A 15,032-nucleotide genomic window follows, 5' to 3' on the forward strand; every position below is an offset into this window, starting at 1 on the left:
GCTGGATGATACAAAAAAGGTTCCCCGGCCGAAAATGGATTCTTCTAAGGGAGTAAGTGCCAATCAAAAAAATCTGGCAAAACTGCTTGACGCCTTACGATAAGCGTGATAAGATTATTTAGGTTATGAATACAAAGTTTGAAGTAGAGGCTGCCCGCTTCTCACCTGAATGAACGCTTCGTAGGCTGTTTACAGGTATGATATGTTGAATTGTTTTTACGTGAGTATACGTATGCACATATAGTGGGCGGACATCTTCTAAAATGTCCGCCCTTTTTTCATGGACATATCGGAAGTGTACCGTTCAGGGGCATCTCAAGCCCAAACCATGTATTCGCGCATATTATGGAGGTGGATTATTATTAGCAAAGACATGTATGTAAACGAAGGCATTCGCGCACGTGAACTTCGTGTAATCGACCATAATGGTGAACAGCTAGGAGTCAAAACACGAAATGAAGCACTTGAGATTGCCGGTCGTGTTAACTTGGATCTTGTCCTTGTGGCCCCTCAAGCCAAACCGCCGGTCGCACGTATCATGGACTATGGTAAATTTAAGTTTGAACAGCAAAAGAAAGACCGTGAAATTCGTAAAAATCAAAAGGTCATCAATATGAAAGAGGTTCGTCTGAGCCCGACAATTGATGAACATGATTTCCAAACGAAGCTACGTAATGCAATCAAGTTCCTTGAAAAAGGCGATAAAGTAAAATGTAGCATCCGTTTCAAAGGTCGTGCTATCACACACAAAGAAATCGGTCAACGTGTATTAGATCGCTTTGCTGAAGCCTGCGCTGAAGTAGCAACGGTTGAACAAAAACCGAAGATGGAAGGCCGCAGCATGTTCTTAGTACTTAACCCTAAGAACGAAAAGTAATAAGGAATTGAACAGTTTAGGAGGAAAAACGACATGCCAAAAATGAAAACTCACCGTGGCGCTGCTAAGCGTTTCAAAAAAACAGGTACTGGTAAATTAAAATTCGACCGTGCTTATGGTAGCCACTTATTCGCTAACAAATCAACTAAAGCGAAACGTCACCTACGTAAAGCGAAAGTTGCAAGCTCAGGCGATTTCAAACGCATCCGTACATTATTAACTTACATGAAATAATTAATTGAACATACAGGTTCAACACTAAAATAACTATTCGAAAGAATTAGCAGGAGGTAATTACTATGCCACGCGTAAAAGGCGGAACAGTAACACGCGCTCGTCGCAAAAAAGTTTTAAAATTAGCTAAAGGTTACTTTGGTTCAAAACACACTCTATACAAAGTAGCTAACCAAGCAGTAATGAAATCAGGTCAATATGCATACCGTGACCGTCGTCAAAAGAAACGTGATTTCCGTAAATTATGGATCACACGTATCAATGCAGCTGCTCGTATGAACGGCCTTTCTTACAGCCGTTTAATGCACGGTTTAAAATTAGCTGGTATCGAAGTTAACCGTAAAATGTTAGCTGACCTAGCTGTAACAGATGCAGCAGCATTCGCGCAATTAGCAGAAGCTGCTAAAAACGCTCAAGCAAAATAAGAAGTAATACTTATAAGCTTTAGCCAAATAACATAAGTAAATGAGACTGGTAGGAATTCCTATCAGTCTTTTTTTAGCAGATGGAGAGCTGAAAAATCAATAGCTTACTTAAACAGTTAGGACACTGCGGCCATAGAGGAGTGAAAAGTATGGATCTTGCCATTTATTCTTACGTTGGTATACTATCACTTGTTTTACTTTTCCTCATGTATAACGATAAGCAGAAGGCAATTAAGAAAGAATGGCGTATTGCAGAAAAGACATTATTTACACTGGCCATCACTGGAGGAGCAATCGGGGGTGTCCTTGGCATGTATCTGTTTCGCCATAAAACGAAACATAATACTTTTGCCTTCGGGTTTCCACTTCTGGCAGCCATTCAAGTATTCATCATTGTAAAGCTGGTATCGATGTAAAGAAATGAAGAGAAGTAGAATAGGCAAAGAGGTTCGGCAAATTTTTGCTCGAACCTCTTTTTTAATTTATTTTCCCTTCATCAGCTTTTCAATTGGATTCTTCCAGCTGATTGTTGCGTTCGGGTAGTTCAGAAGAATTTCCTTTTCTAAAAAGAGAAAGTCGTCCTTTGTAAAGCCCTGCAGCTTCATTGGATCATGAACGAAAACAAAAATAGATACTACTTCAAATGCCGTTTCCGTTGTCCCTAAGTATTTTTCTCCTTCAAAAAGAGCACCTTTAAAAGAAATGAAAAAATTCTTCCGGACATTTTTTATATCATCGTAAAAATAGTAGTCCCCTTTTTCATACGCCTCATCCAGCTTCCGCTTCGGGTCCAGCAAGTAGCGGACGCCTTTATAAAATATGTATATAATTAATACGATAATTACAAGTCGAAGAAGTAGAGCCATGAAAATTCCCCCTTGCCACACGAGTTTCCCTTCTATACGATTGAAAGGGGGAAAGGTTTCAATTTTTTAAGAAAATGGAGAGAAAAAAATGGATTTTAAGCAATTATTCAAAATGCAGCGTGAACTCGATGCATTTATTGAAGAAACACAAAATATTACATATGATGTTTTTCAGGAAAAAGGATTGGCATTATTAGTTGAGCTAGCAGAACTGGCGAACGAAACACGCTGCTTTAAATTTTGGAGTACAAAGGGTCCTTCCGAGCGCTCTGTTATCTTGGAGGAGTTTGTCGACTCGATTCACTTCCTCTTATCTCTTGGCAACATGCGCAGCTTAACAGTAGAGCAGTGGCCAAAAGTGGAAGAGAAAGCAGAGCTCACACCGTTGTTTATCGAAACAACAGTTGCTACGACATCCTTTATCAGCATACCGACACAGGAGTCGTACAATAAGCTTTGGTGCTTTTATGGAAAGCTTGCATATAATCTTGGCTTTACAGAGGAAGATATTTTGGATGCATATTTAGCCAAAAACGAGAAAAACTATGAGCGCCAACGTTCAGGCTATTAATTGCTTTGAAATTCGAAATATTCACGTTATAATCGAGAAGACATATAAATAGGAGGCCAAGAGTATGACGCAATTAGATCCGACATTGCAAATGCTGAAAGAATTAACAGATGCAAATGGAATACCTGGTAATGAACGGGCACCAAGGGAAGTAATGAGAAAGTATATTGAGCCGTTTGCAGATGAGATTGTAACGGATAACCTCGGCAGTCTGATTGCCAAAAAAGTCGGGGAAGAAAATGGACCGAAAATTATGGTAGCAGGCCATCTGGACGAAATTGGCTTCATGGTTACACAAATTGATGATAAAGGCTTTTTAAAATTCCAGACAGTCGGCGGGTGGTGGGAGCAGGTAATGCTTGCGCAGCGTGTGACAGTGACAACGAGAAAAGGCGAAGAGATTATTGGTGTTATCGGTTCTAAACCACCGCACATTATTCCGGCAGATGCCCGTAAAAAATCAGTTGATGTGAAAGACATGTTTATTGATATTGGTGCATCATCAAAAGAGGAAGCAATGAAGTGGGGCGTCTTACCGGGCGACATGGTAACACCGTATTTTGAATTCAATGTGATGAAAAATAAAAAGCACCTTCTTGCAAAAGCGTGGGATAATCGAATTGGCTGTGCTATTGCTATCGATGTGCTTCGTGCATTAAAGGATGAACAGCATCCGAATATCGTTTACGGTGTAGGAAATGTTCAAGAGGAAGTCGGCCTGCGCGGTGCAAAAACATCTACTTTCAAAATTCAGCCGGATATCGGCTTTTCTGTAGACGTTGGAGTTGCAGGAGATACACCGGGCATTACGCCGAAGGAATCTACATCTAAAATGGGCGCAGGTCCTCAAATTGTCATTTATGACGCTTCTATGGTTGCTCATACCGGGCTTCGTAATTTTGTTTTAGAAATAGCTGAGGAAAATAATATCCCTTACCAGTTTGAATCGCTTGCAGGCGGAGGGACGGATGCGGGGTCTATCCATTTGACAGCAAATGGGGTACCAGCTCTTGCAATCGGAGTTGCGACAAGATACATCCATTCCCATGCAGGTATCTTGAGTCGTGATGACTACGAAAACACCGTAAAATTAATCGTGGAAATCATCAAAAAACTGGATCGCGAGACGGTTGACCGTATTATCCGTGATTAAGTAAAACGAAGAAAAGGCATTGAAAAAATACTTTCAATGCCTTTTTTTGATTTTGTATTAAAGAAAAGAAAAAACGACTGCTTAATAATCAAAACGGCTGCAGCAGGAAGTGTCTAAAGGTACGTTAAGCCGGCCCGCTTTACAATGAGAGCGGGTGGTTATTCAATTTCCTTATTTATTGATCTCGATAATCTTTGCGGCGATAGCATTCGTTAATTCTGTTGTCGTTTTTGGAACAAAACTGACTAACACCTGATTGACAATGGAGGCGATCATCCCTTTTGCTGTAAGGTCAAGGTGCCCGCTCATCCTTGTCCGGTTTTGGTCAATTACCTGTGCCAGAAAGTAGCCGCTCCCAGTAAAATTATCAGAGATTCCTGTTAGATGAAATGTCACTTGAGTAGGTTCTTTCCATTCTTTAATATCCACTTTTAGCTTCACTAATTTCTTCATAAAACCTAAATCCCCATTAAAGGACCATGTCGATTGCCGTTTATTTATAATTTTATGTTCGACATATCCAGGGACAAGCGGAGCCCAGTTGTTCATGTCCTGCACAAATTCCCAAACCGCTTCAATATTTACTGGGAGATCCACAGTATGCGTTCCTTGTGGCATAAATATCACGTCCTTTTTTCTAAAATGAAATGATAAACAAAATATCCATAATATGTTCTGCAAAGGTTAATGAGCCAGTTGCTGTGTACTGCGCATATCCGCCTATAGCATCTTTAACAGAATATCTGCTCTCTCTTTATAAGATGGGAAAATATAAAGAAACAGCAGGCCTTTATAAAAAAGTACAATAAACTTCTAATACCACTCATACCCGTCAGCCATTGGAATAACCCTTTCTGTACATAAAACTCTTGTATTTCCCTCCATCTTTTTAGGAGAACAGGTCAATCCATTTAGCATTACCAACATATATTCGGAATCCTTTTTTACTATTAACTATTCGGTACAATAGTATGCGTAATTATTGAATAATTATAAGAATTATAAAGAGTTGAATATATTATAATAATTCACTTGATTTTATAAATATGCAAGTGTATAATGAATTTAACATTAAGGTATGCAAGGAGCGTTCGATATGAAATTGTTAGAGGAAGTGCAGTTACAGCCAGTAACAACTCTTAAGGGGAAAGATTTGCTGACATTGCTGGATTACACGTCACAGGAAGTCCAAGACCTGATTTCGCTTGCTACACAGCTGAAGAAAGTAACAAAAGAAGGTAAGTGTCCAAGACTGCTCGAAGGTAAGACGCTTGGAATGATTTTTGAAAAAAGTTCTACACGAACACGTGTCTCTTTTGAGGTTGGTATGCAGCAACTAGGTGGGTACGGAATGTATATGAATGCACGCGATATGCAAATTGGACGTGGTGAGCCCATCTCTGACACAGGCCATGTTTTATCAGGCTATTTGGATGCCATCATGATCCGGGCAAACTCCCATGAAATGGTAAAAGAGCTGGCTGACCATGCATCCATTCCGGTAATTAACGGTTTAACGGATATCTATCATCCTTGCCAGGCGTTAGCTGATCTTGAAACCATTATTGAAAACAAAGGAAGCTTTGAAGGGTTGAAGGTTGCTTATGTAGGAGATGGCAATAACGTTGCCCATTCCTTAGTAATCGCCTGTGCCCATGTTGGAATGGATATAGCAGTAGCTACTCCGGCTGGTTATGAATGTGACGCCGCTGTTATTGAAAAAGCAAAAGCTATTGCAGCAGGAAACGGCAGCACAGTACTGACTACGATAGATGCTGTAGAAGCAGTGGAAAATGCGGATGTCGTGTATGCGGATGTATGGACATCTATGGGGCAAGAAGAGGAGACGCAGCAGCGTTTAATCGACTTTGAAGGCTACCAAATTAATGATGAACTTGTCGCACATGCAAAGTCTGATTATATGTTCCTCCACTGTTTGCCAGCACACAGAGAGGAAGAAGTCGCCGCATCCGTCATAGATGGCCCGAATTCTTATATATATGAGCAAGCTGAAAATAGACTACATGCCCAAAAGGCAGTCCTTGTATCCTTGATGGGCTAACCATTCGGGATACGTGCGACGAGCAAGAGAAAAACAGACTACATGCACATACGGCTTGTAGCGTTATTACATTACTGAAATCTGGTATCAACGGGATTAGCCGTTTGCGGGTGGCAGACGAAATCCTTTATTGAATACAATCGAAACCTTTTATGAGGCAGGAAGGGCGTAGTAAAAGGGCAGGGAGTTACACGGATATGTAGGAGACGCTGCTGTCCGTATAATAAGCTGCATTCGATGTGATGTACGTTTTCTAGAAGGAAAACACATCACTACATAGGAAAACAACCCGGGGGACGCTGGGTTGTTTTTTTGTGTAATTCATAACATTCCTGTCTACACTACCAATATTCTTTATGTAGCTAGGGAGGAACAACGATGAAAATTAAAGCAGCTGTAACAAAAGGACAAGGACAGCCATTTAGTATTGAAGAAGTGGAGCTTGCAGCACCAAAGGCGAATGAAATCCTCGTCAAAATTGTTGCTACTGGGGTATGTCATACGGATGCGGTCGCCCGCGATATGGCAATTGCACCGCTGCCGGCAGTATTAGGGCATGAAGGTGCCGGGATAGTAGAACAGGTAGGGGAAGGAGTCAAGGGTATTGAACCGGGGGATCATGTTGTTTTGTCATTTGCCCATTGCGGTGTGTGCTCTAACTGTTTGACGGGCCATCCAGCAGTATGTGAAACATTTAATGATTTAAACTTTGGCGGTGTCCAGGACGATTACACAACTCGTTTAAGCAAAGGGAATGAAGCATTATCCACATTTTTCGGCCAATCATCCTTTGGCACTTATGCCATAGCCCACGAGCGGAATGTCGTTAAGGTCGATCGGGATGTAGACCTTGCGCTGTTAGGTCCTTTAGGCTGTGGTATACAAACAGGCGCTGGAACTGTACTCAATAAACTTAAACCGGATTTTGGCTCTTCCATTGTCATTTATGGCTGCGGAGCTGTTGGTTTATCTGCGGTAATGGCTGCCAAGATTGCGGGATGCCAGCATATTATCGCTGTCGATGTACATGATAACCGACTTTCTTTAGCAAAAGAACTGGGTGCTACACATGTATTGAATGGACGTCAAGCTGATGTAGTGGCGGAAGTGAAGAAGATTACAAATGGGGGCTCGCACTATGCTGTAGAAACTACGGGTGTTCCACCTGTTGTCAAACAGGGTCTGAATGCATTACGTCCATTAGGTATTTGTGCCATTGTAGGAGTGACGCCAGAAATGTCAATTGATGTTCATAATGACATAATGGCAGAAGGAAAGACTATGGTAGGTGTGATTGAAGGGGATGCGGTACCACGCGTATTCATTCCTCAGTTAATCAGCTATTATAAGAACGGGCAATTCCCGTTTGATAAATTAGTTAAATTTTATAATTTTGATCAGATCAATGAAGCATTTGAAGATTCAAAATCAGGTGAAACAATTAAGCCTATATTGAAAATGGAAGCATAAAAAATACCGGTGGATGCTCGCGAGTCCATCTACCGGTATTTTTATAATGAGAGTCTATTTAAAGACCGCTATCTTTAGGCTGTCAAGCATGAGCAAGCATACGCTCTAATGATAGCAGAGCTTCTTTTGTCGTGTCGGCATCAATTTGAATTACGTTGCCTTTTTCCTCATTTTCTATCATTTCCAGCGCCCATAGCAAGTGTGGTAAATCAATACGATTCATCGTAAGGCACGGACACATATTTTCATTTAACGAAATGATATGTTTATCAGGATATTTCGCAATCAGCCGTTTGACAAGGTTCATCTCTGTACCGATTGCCCAGCTGGAACCGGCAGGCGCATTCTCAATCATATCACAAATATATTTCGTGGAGCCGCTGTCATCTGAGAGGGCCACCACTTCACGTGAACATTCGGGGTGCACGATGATTTTCATATGAGGATAGTTTTTACGCACTTCGTGAACATTATAAACGGTAAAGCCCTCATGGACAGAACAATGTCCCTTCCATAAAATCACTTTCACATCTTCCACATTACCTTCAAATTCAAGCTGTCCTTTTATTGGATTCCAAATGGCCATTTGTTCAAGCGGAATACCTAAATCATATGCTGTATTGCGCCCGAGATGCTGATCTGGCAGAAAGAAGAGTCGTGGTTTTTGAGCGAGGGCCCATTCCACCATTAGTTTGGCATTGGAGCTTGTGACACAGGCACCACCATTACGCCCGGTAAACGCCTTAATCGATGCTGTCGAATTGACGTAAGTGAGGGGAATCATAGTGTCGCCAAATATCTGCTGCAACGTACCCCATGCCTCTTCAGTTTGGTAAATGTTCGCCATATCTGCCATTGAGCAGCCTGCCCGCATATCAGGCAGGTAAACAGTTTGATCATCATCTGTCAGCATATCGGCCGTCTCTGCCATAAAATGCACCCCGCAGAAGACGATATGCTTTGCTTTTTTATTGGCAGCAGCTACTTGGGCAAGCTGCAGGGAATCCCCGGTCACGTCAGCGAATTGAATTACCTCATCCCGCTGGTAATGATGGCCTGGAATGAATAATTCATCTCCTAATTTCCTTTTAATTTCTTGAATACGTCCTTCCATCTCGTCAGAAGTCATAGATTTATATTTGTCAGGAAGCATGGAATTTTCCATGAATTTAGCGAGTACCACTTGTCATTGCTCCTTTCGGTTGTACGAGTGCACTAATATCAAATGCTTTTACAGAATGTGTCAATGTACCGAGCGAGATCCACTGCACGCCGGATTCTGCATAGCTGCGAAGATTATGTAGTGTAATGCCGCCGGAAGCCTCTGTTACAATATGGGCTGGTACAAGAGGAAGCCATGATCGGATCTCTTCTGGTGTACGGTTATCAAACATAATGATATCCGTCCCGGCATCAATTGCTTCAACGAGCTGTTTTTTTGTTTCAATTTCTACTTCAATTTTTACAGTATGACCGATTTTAGCACGCGCTGCTTTCACAGCCTCTGTAATGCTGCCTGCAAAAGCAATATGGTTATCCTTCAGCATAATGGCATCATAGAGCCCGCTCCGGTGATTATAGGCACCGCCTGTTCGGACGGCATATTTATCAAGCATGCGTAGGCCAGGCATTGTTTTGCGCGTGTCACATATATTAGTGTTTGTCCCCTTTACAAGCTGAACGGCTTCATAAGCATTAGTCGCAATCCCGCTCATTCGTTGGATCAAGTTTAGAATGACGCGCTCTCCTGATAGCAGGCTGCGGAGATTCCCTTCGATAACAGCGATTTGCTCACCCTCTTGAACCCAATCGCCATCATTTTTTATTACTTGGACATGCAGGCGGTCATCGAGTAACGGGAAGCCGGTTTCAATAACCTGTCTGCCGCAAAAGATGCCGTCTTCCTTCGCGTAGAACATAAAAGTACCTTGCTGGTCAGAACTGAAAATGGTTTCACTGGACAGGTCGCCATCCCCGATGTCTTCATTAAAATATTGCAGTAGCATGCTCTTTAATTTGATGATGTTCATATAAATTATTCCTCACCTTCATTATTCCCTGCTGGAAAACAATCCACCGTTTTTCCCATTCCTTTTTCTTTTCACTCATATCCTGGCGGATATGGGCCCCCCTTGATTCAGGGCGGGCAAGGGCAGCGTTCGTAATCAAAGCTGCTGTAATATGCATAAATATAAGTTCAATTTCTTCCCTGCTTTTGGAGGAAAAATCCGGCTGTACAGTAAGAAGCGGCAGCTTTGTTAATAGTTTTCTGAGCCCTTTTTCAGAGCGGATAATTCCTGCATTCGCAAACATTTCATGCTGCAGCTCATTTTTGGCCAAGCTTGGCTGAAGCATTTCTTTTTTTGGAGTGATAACGTCGAAGTCAGTTTGAATCGTCCCATTTTTCAGCAAGCGGGCTGCTAATAATTCACCAAAAGCAATCCCTTCAAGAAGTGAGTTGCTTGCTAAACGATTTGCGCCATGGACGCCTGTACAGGCCACTTCCCCAACTGCTAGCAGACGGGGAATGGATGTTTCTCCGTATGGACTGGCAATAATCCCTCCCATCAGAAAATGGCTGCCGGGAGCAATGGGAATCCTTCCATTCGCGATATTGACACGGTAACGTTCGCAAAGCTTGGTGATCGTCGGAAATTGTTCTGCAAAATGTTGGATTGGAGAAATGTCGAGATAGACCGATTTTTCTTGAGCCCGCATCTTATACATTTCGTATGCTGTTATATGCCGTGGAGCTAAATCGCCAAGGGGATGCTTGCCGTACATGATCGCATGGCCGGATTCATCAATGAATTTTCCGCCCGCCCCTCGTACTGCTTCGGAGATAAGTCCGTGAGTCCCGTCAACATAAAGGAGACTCGGATGAAACTGGACAAACTCCATATCTGTAACAGCAGCCCCGGCCAAATAGGCAAGTGCAATGCCGTCACCATAGCTGTCGCTGCAGTTTGATGTGTATTCATACAACGCTCCTGCGCCACCGGTAGCTAAAATGATGTAAGAGGCAAAATATGTTTTTTCCCCTGTTGCTGTTTTTACTTGGACACCACAGCATTCACCTGCAGGATTCAATAGAAGTTCATAGGCAAATTCGTACGTATGAATGAAAACATTTTTCGGCATGTCAGCAGCATAGTAATCTACTAAATACTTACCGGTTGCATCGCCGCCAGCATGAATGATCCGGCGCTGGCTATGAGCTCCTTCAAGGCCGAGGGAAATCTCCCCTTGCTGTGTTCGGTCAGCAGGAAAGCCTCTTTTTAGAAGTGATTTTACAGCGGTAGCCCCGTATTCAGCTAAGGTTTTCACATTTTCCACATTATGATGATACTCCCCGGCTTTCAGGGTATCCTGTATATGTATAGAAGTATCGTCTGTGGGGGCAATAACTGCTGCGATGCCTCCTTGTGCCTGGTAGGAACTGCTTGCTGTCAGATCTGTTTTTGTAATGATATGGACGTCAAAGCGTCTGCTTAATTGCCGGGCTGTCTGCAGTGCAGCGATCCCGCCGCCAAGAATGATGATATCCGTTTGAATCTTCACCTTTATACCTTCTTTACAGTTGTCTTGACACATATCTTTACATAAAATAATGAAATAGACAAGTACTTATTATGAACAGGAAATGAGGAGAGTTGATGACTTATTTAGACTATGCAGCATCTTCACCAATGCTGAAAAGAGCTGTCATTGCATACGGAGAAGTTGCCGAGAAGATGTATGCCAATGCTTCCAGTCCGCATGATGCAGGCGGACAGGCAGCAAATGGAGTTACTTGGTCCAGAAAAATAGTTGCCCAAAAACTAGGTGTGCATCCGGACGGTATCATTTTTACAGGAGGAGGTACGGAAGGAAATATTTTAGCGATCCTTTCTCTTGCGCGTGCGAAGAAAAGAGGGTGTCATATCATCACATCGATGGCCGAGCATACGTCTGTCCATGCGGCGATGAATACGCTGGAACAGGAAGGGTTTGAAATTACACGCCTTCCGTTAACAGAAAAAGGCGTAATTGATGTCCGGGAACTGGAGGAGACAATCAGGCCCGATACGACTCTTATTTCTATTCAGCATGTGAACGCTGAAATTGGTACAATCCAGCCGGTAAATAAAATAGCCAAGATAGCTAAGGAGCATGGCATTTCCTATCATGTGGACTGTGTACAATCCTTTGGCAAACTGGATATCACCGTGTTTTCTAATCATGTGGATGCTCTTACAGTTTCCGGTCATAAAATTGGGGGGCCAAAAGGCTGCGGAGCGATTTATCTTAATCCTTATGTAAGGGTGGTACCTGTTTTTCCGGGAGTCACGCATGAACGCGGCCATCGAGGGGGAACACTAAATACACCGGCTATTGTGGCGATGGGTGTGGCAGTAGAAGATTATCATTATAATTTAACGGAACAATGGAGGCTGCGAGAGAGGCTTGTTGGCTCTTTGCATAGTAAGAAGTTTCAAGTAGTCGAAGGGATTTGGACAGAACAGCTGCCAAACATTTGCGGTGTTTGCATGAAAGGTATAGAGGGACAGCTTGTAATGCTGAAGCTGAACGAACAGGGTATATACATATCAACAGGCAGTGCCTGCGATAGTAATAGCGCTTCCGGTACGAAGGCCATTTTAGCAATGGGCAAATCATTCCAGGAAGCGCGGCAGTTCTTTCGTATTTCATTCGGACCACAGACGACCATTCAAGAGATTGACCAATGTGCCCGTGTTCTATCAAAGCTGTAATTTACGAGACGAAATGCTTTTCAAGCTTTGTAGTAAAGGCATTCTTCTCAGTCTCAGATGCATCCTTCCACCATGCTTCTAAAAATACACCTAAACCTGGGAGAAGGTGCTCTTCGCCACGAGCGATTGCATCGCTGATTGTGTCTTCAAATGCTGCTGCTGAGTCGCCTGTTACATTGGTAGTAATTGCTTCTCGAATTTGAAAATCCATAGTTGACACCCCTTTCTTTCTTAGTATTTCAAGGCAGAAAAAAAGTATACGTAAAAAGAAAGGAATTGTTTGGTTGTAAAGGTTACCAGGAGTGATGTGCATGGTAAATTTTATATCCTAGAGGAGGTTTCTATGTTATAATGCGAGATTGAAACTACTTAAAAGGACGGATACGATGAAGCGAATTGAATCAAATCAAAATGCGCTCGTAAAGCATTGGAAAAAGCTTGTGACGCTCCGTAAAGAACGGGAAAAATCAGGTGAATTCATCATAGAAGGCTTCCATCTTGTAGAGGAAGCATTAAAAAATAAAGAACAAATTCTTCAAATCATTGTACGTGATGGGGTAGACCTGCCGCTGCTTTGGCAGACAGATGATGTGCAAATGGTACAGGTTACAGAAACGGTAGCAAAGGAAATTGCGGAAACAGAGAAGTCCCAAGGCGTGTTTGCCCATTGTAAAGTGAATGAGCCGACGGAAATTGAAACAGCAGGTTGGAGAAAAGTACTGCTTATTGATGCGGTGCAGGACCCGGGCAATATCGGGACGATGATTCGTACAGCAGATGCAGCCGGGATTGATGCAGTAGTACTTGGCAAAGGCTGTGCAGATGCTTATAATCCGAAAGTGATGCGTTCAGCACAGGGTTCACACTTTCATATTCCGGTTGTTCGCGGCGATTTGGATGAATGGATCGACCGCCTTCAGGATGACGGTGTAAAAGTGTTCGGTACATCGCTTGAGGAAGCCGTTTCCTACCGGGATATTCATGTAACGGACAGTTTTGCATTAATCGTTGGAAATGAAGGAGCCGGTATCAGCCCGCAGCTTCTGGCAAAAACGGACCAAAATGTCATCATCCCGATTTTAGGGAAAGCGGAGTCATTGAACGTAGCAGTAGCAACAGGTATATTACTATACGCTTTTGTGAAATGACTTGAAGAAGTTTACACAATCCTGTACTATTGAATACGTATAAAATAAAAAATGCAACGACCGAGAAGAGTAGTTGTGACACACATGGATCAGGGAACGGCGGCCACAGACTGAAAGCTGCCTGCATGATGACACAATGAAGTTCACCTCGCGAGCAGCACAGAAGAAAATCTGTGCCGGTGACAAGCCGTTATTTGAATTGAGTGATTGCTTCGGCAATAACTAGGGTGGTACCGCGATATCCTCGTCCCTTTTTTAGGGGCGGGGTTTTTTATTTGGAAGTAAAAAGCTGATAAATAGGTGGAAGCGCTGATATATCGCAAAAACGCTGATATGTCATGCAAAACCGCTGATAAAAGCACCGGTATCTTTCCATATGTCTGAAAAACGACTCGACTACAACATTGAAATAGGAGGATTTATCAATGGAACAGCAATTAAAGCAGCTGGAGCAGGAAGCTCTGGCGAGAATTGAAGCTGCCGTATCATTAAAAGAGTTGAATGATGTGCGTGTTGCTTATCTAGGTAAAAAAGGGCCGATTACAGACCTGCTAAAAGGAATGGGCAAACTCTCTGCTGAAGAACGTCCAAAAATGGGCGCTCTAGTTAATACAGTTCGGGAAAACCTGACAGATGTATTAACGGCAAAATCGGCGGCTTTAGAGGAAGCGGCAATTCAGGAGCAATTGGAAAAAGAATCGATCGATGTAACATTGCCGGGCGCAAAGGTACAGATCGGTAACCGCCATCCGCTCACTCGTGTTATCGAGGAAATTGAAGACCTATTCGTATCCATGGGATATGAAATCGCCGAAGGTCCGGAAGTAGAAAAGGATTACTATAACTTCGAAGCGTTAAACCTGCCAAAAGGCCATCCAGCACGTGATATGCAGGATTCATTCTATATTTCTGAAGAAATTTTACTGCGCACGCATACATCTCCGGTACAGGCACGTACAATGGAGGCTAAAAAAGGAGAGCCGATCCGCATTATTTGTCCGGGGAAAGTATTCCGTCGTGATACGGATGACGCGACGCACTCCCATCAATTTATGCAAATTGAAGGACTTGTCATTGGCGACAATATCCGGATGAGCGACCTAAAAGGCACGCTTGATGCATTGGCGAAGAAAATGTTCGGTGCAGAACGCGAAATCCGTCTCCGTCCTTCCTTCTTCCCGTTCACGGAGCCATCTGTAGAGGTGGATGTATCCTGCCATAAATGCGGCGGTGCCGGTTGTAACGTATGTAAGAAAACAGGCTGGATCGAAATTTTAGGAGCTGGTATGGTACATCCGAACGTTCTTGAAATGGCCGGTTATGATTCGAAAAAGGTATCTGGCTTTGCGTTCGGGATCGGGGCAGAACGTATCGCGATGTTAAAATACGGGGTGGATGATATCCGTCACTTCTATACGAATGACGTACGCTTCTTATCACAATTCCACCGCAGTGAAGGGTAAGGAGGAAAT

Annotated in this window: 17 protein-coding genes and 1 other annotated feature; of the genes, 11 read left to right on the forward strand and 6 right to left on the reverse strand. The window is 42.9% G+C overall.

Features of this window, described 5'->3' with window-relative positions; all coding sequences use genetic code 11:
• The first annotated feature begins 373 nt into the window (after positions 1 to 373).
• From infC to BOD01S_RS15200, 4 genes are all read left to right on the forward strand, one after another.
• A complete protein-coding gene (gene infC / locus BOD01S_RS15185) occupies positions 374 to 877 on the forward strand; it encodes a translation initiation factor IF-3 (RefSeq protein WP_036156291.1) in 504 nt (167 codons plus the stop codon).
• Positions 878 to 910: 33 nt separating this feature from the next.
• Positions 911 to 1,111 carry a 50S ribosomal protein L35 gene (gene rpmI, locus BOD01S_RS15190; protein ID WP_036156293.1) on the forward strand — a complete coding sequence of 67 codons (201 nt, stop codon included), beginning with the start codon at positions 911 to 913 and terminating at the stop codon, positions 1,109 to 1,111.
• 65 nt (positions 1,112 to 1,176) lie between these two features.
• A complete protein-coding gene (rplT, locus tag BOD01S_RS15195) occupies positions 1,177 to 1,536 on the forward strand; it encodes a 50S ribosomal protein L20 (protein ID WP_036156295.1) in 360 nt (119 codons plus the stop codon).
• 149 nt (positions 1,537 to 1,685) lie between these two features.
• Positions 1,686 to 1,952 carry a DUF1294 domain-containing protein gene (locus BOD01S_RS15200; protein WP_036156297.1) on the forward strand — a complete coding sequence of 89 codons (267 nt, stop codon included), beginning with the start codon at positions 1,686 to 1,688 and terminating at the stop codon, positions 1,950 to 1,952.
• A 66-nt stretch (positions 1,953 to 2,018) separates the two neighbouring features.
• On the opposite strand, the gene BOD01S_RS15205 is transcribed toward BOD01S_RS15200, so the two are convergent.
• Entirely contained in the window at positions 2,019 to 2,402 is a 384-nt protein-coding gene (locus BOD01S_RS15205) for a hypothetical protein (protein WP_036156298.1), read from the reverse strand.
• Positions 2,403 to 2,490: 88 nt separating this feature from the next.
• Between BOD01S_RS15205 and BOD01S_RS15210 the strand changes: the two genes are divergently transcribed.
• Both BOD01S_RS15210 and BOD01S_RS15215 read left to right on the forward strand, forming a co-directional pair.
• Positions 2,491 to 2,973 (forward strand): dUTP diphosphatase, encoded by a 483-nt coding sequence (locus tag BOD01S_RS15210; protein ID WP_036156300.1) that lies wholly within the window; start codon positions 2,491 to 2,493, stop codon positions 2,971 to 2,973.
• Positions 2,974 to 3,037: 64 nt separating this feature from the next.
• Entirely contained in the window at positions 3,038 to 4,126 is a 1,089-nt protein-coding gene (locus tag BOD01S_RS15215) for a M42 family metallopeptidase (protein WP_036156302.1), read from the forward strand.
• A gap of 171 nt (positions 4,127 to 4,297) precedes the next feature.
• Here the strand turns inward: BOD01S_RS15215 and BOD01S_RS15220 are convergent, their stop codons facing one another.
• The gene (locus tag BOD01S_RS15220; RefSeq protein WP_036156304.1) at positions 4,298 to 4,744 is read right to left on the reverse strand and encodes a CoxG family protein; all 447 of its coding nucleotides are present in this window, start codon (positions 4,742 to 4,744) and stop codon (positions 4,298 to 4,300) included.
• Between the two features lie 478 nt (positions 4,745 to 5,222).
• Between BOD01S_RS15220 and argF the strand changes: the two genes are divergently transcribed.
• Positions 5,223 to 6,188: an ornithine carbamoyltransferase gene (argF, locus tag BOD01S_RS15225; RefSeq protein WP_036156306.1), complete on the forward strand. Its 966-nt coding sequence runs from the start codon at positions 5,223 to 5,225 to the stop codon at positions 6,186 to 6,188.
• Positions 6,189 to 6,566: 378 nt separating this feature from the next.
• The gene (locus BOD01S_RS15230; protein WP_036156307.1) at positions 6,567 to 7,658 is read left to right on the forward strand and encodes an NAD(P)-dependent alcohol dehydrogenase; all 1,092 of its coding nucleotides are present in this window, start codon (positions 6,567 to 6,569) and stop codon (positions 7,656 to 7,658) included.
• A gap of 82 nt (positions 7,659 to 7,740) precedes the next feature.
• On the opposite strand, the gene nadA is transcribed toward BOD01S_RS15230, so the two are convergent.
• From nadA to nadB, 3 genes are read right to left on the reverse strand one after another with little or no spacing between them, the layout of a single operon-like run.
• Positions 7,741 to 8,823: a quinolinate synthase NadA gene (nadA, locus tag BOD01S_RS15235; RefSeq protein ID WP_036156778.1), complete on the reverse strand. Its 1,083-nt coding sequence runs from the start codon at positions 8,821 to 8,823 to the stop codon at positions 7,741 to 7,743.
• Positions 8,824 to 8,827: 4 nt separating this feature from the next.
• The gene (gene nadC, locus BOD01S_RS15240) at positions 8,828 to 9,688 is read right to left on the reverse strand and encodes a carboxylating nicotinate-nucleotide diphosphorylase (protein ID WP_036156309.1); all 861 of its coding nucleotides are present in this window, start codon (positions 9,686 to 9,688) and stop codon (positions 8,828 to 8,830) included.
• The gene (gene nadB, locus BOD01S_RS15245) at positions 9,645 to 11,219 is read right to left on the reverse strand and encodes an L-aspartate oxidase (RefSeq protein ID WP_036156311.1); all 1,575 of its coding nucleotides are present in this window, start codon (positions 11,217 to 11,219) and stop codon (positions 9,645 to 9,647) included. The genes nadC and nadB overlap by 44 nt, the downstream gene beginning before the upstream one ends.
• 95 nt (positions 11,220 to 11,314) lie before the next feature.
• Between nadB and BOD01S_RS15250 the strand changes: the two genes are divergently transcribed.
• A complete protein-coding gene (locus BOD01S_RS15250; protein WP_036156313.1) occupies positions 11,315 to 12,412 on the forward strand; it encodes a cysteine desulfurase family protein in 1,098 nt (365 codons plus the stop codon).
• A 1-nt stretch (position 12,413) separates the two neighbouring features.
• Here BOD01S_RS15250 and sspI read toward each other — a convergent pair whose 3' ends face one another.
• On the reverse strand, positions 12,414 to 12,623 hold the full coding sequence (gene sspI, locus BOD01S_RS15255; protein ID WP_036156316.1) for a small acid-soluble spore protein SspI: 210 nt from the start codon (positions 12,621 to 12,623) through the stop codon (positions 12,414 to 12,416).
• A gap of 175 nt (positions 12,624 to 12,798) precedes the next feature.
• On the opposite strand from sspI, the gene BOD01S_RS15260 reads away from it, so the two are divergent.
• Both BOD01S_RS15260 and pheS read left to right on the forward strand, forming a co-directional pair.
• Complete coding sequence (locus tag BOD01S_RS15260) at positions 12,799 to 13,560, forward strand: TrmH family RNA methyltransferase (RefSeq protein WP_036156318.1); 762 nt, start codon at positions 12,799 to 12,801, stop codon at positions 13,558 to 13,560.
• A gap of 47 nt (positions 13,561 to 13,607) precedes the next feature.
• Positions 13,608 to 13,815 (forward strand) — a binding site (T-box leader).
• Between the two features lie 170 nt (positions 13,816 to 13,985).
• On the forward strand, positions 13,986 to 15,023 hold the full coding sequence (pheS, locus tag BOD01S_RS15265; protein WP_036156320.1) for a phenylalanine--tRNA ligase subunit alpha: 1,038 nt from the start codon (positions 13,986 to 13,988) through the stop codon (positions 15,021 to 15,023).
• Positions 15,024 to 15,032 lie beyond the last annotated feature (9 nt).

The sequence above is a fragment of the Lysinibacillus odysseyi 34hs-1 = NBRC 100172 genome (genome assembly GCF_001591965.1).
In the GTDB taxonomy this organism is placed as follows: domain Bacteria; phylum Bacillota; class Bacilli; order Bacillales_A; family Planococcaceae; genus Lysinibacillus_B; species Lysinibacillus_B odysseyi.

Excerpts from the sequence above, each read along its gene's own strand:
- infC (WP_036156291.1), top strand. The coding sequence starts at position 374 with ATGTATGTAAACGAAGGCATTCGCGCACGTGAACTTCGTGTAATCGAC.
- rpmI (WP_036156293.1), top strand. The coding sequence starts at position 911 with ATGCCAAAAATGAAAACTCACCGTGGCGCTGCTAAGCGTTTCAAAAAA.
- rplT (WP_036156295.1), top strand. The coding sequence starts at position 1,177 with ATGCCACGCGTAAAAGGCGGAACAGTAACACGCGCTCGTCGCAAAAAA.
- BOD01S_RS15200 (WP_036156297.1), top strand. The coding sequence starts at position 1,686 with ATGGATCTTGCCATTTATTCTTACGTTGGTATACTATCACTTGTTTTA.
- BOD01S_RS15205 (WP_036156298.1), bottom strand. The coding sequence starts at position 2,402 with ATGGCTCTACTTCTTCGACTTGTAATTATCGTATTAATTATATACATA.
- BOD01S_RS15210 (WP_036156300.1), top strand. The coding sequence starts at position 2,491 with ATGGATTTTAAGCAATTATTCAAAATGCAGCGTGAACTCGATGCATTT.
- BOD01S_RS15215 (WP_036156302.1), top strand. The coding sequence starts at position 3,038 with ATGACGCAATTAGATCCGACATTGCAAATGCTGAAAGAATTAACAGAT.
- BOD01S_RS15220 (WP_036156304.1), bottom strand. The coding sequence starts at position 4,744 with ATGCCACAAGGAACGCATACTGTGGATCTCCCAGTAAATATTGAAGCG.
- argF (WP_036156306.1), top strand. The coding sequence starts at position 5,223 with ATGAAATTGTTAGAGGAAGTGCAGTTACAGCCAGTAACAACTCTTAAG.
- BOD01S_RS15230 (WP_036156307.1), top strand. The coding sequence starts at position 6,567 with ATGAAAATTAAAGCAGCTGTAACAAAAGGACAAGGACAGCCATTTAGT.
- nadA (WP_036156778.1), bottom strand. The coding sequence starts at position 8,823 with ATGGAAAATTCCATGCTTCCTGACAAATATAAATCTATGACTTCTGAC.
- nadC (WP_036156309.1), bottom strand. The coding sequence starts at position 9,688 with ATGAACATCATCAAATTAAAGAGCATGCTACTGCAATATTTTAATGAA.
- BOD01S_RS15250 (WP_036156313.1), top strand. The coding sequence starts at position 11,315 with ATGACTTATTTAGACTATGCAGCATCTTCACCAATGCTGAAAAGAGCT.
- sspI (WP_036156316.1), bottom strand. The coding sequence starts at position 12,623 with ATGGATTTTCAAATTCGAGAAGCAATTACTACCAATGTAACAGGCGAC.
- BOD01S_RS15260 (WP_036156318.1), top strand. The coding sequence starts at position 12,799 with ATGAAGCGAATTGAATCAAATCAAAATGCGCTCGTAAAGCATTGGAAA.
- pheS (WP_036156320.1), top strand. The coding sequence starts at position 13,986 with ATGGAACAGCAATTAAAGCAGCTGGAGCAGGAAGCTCTGGCGAGAATT.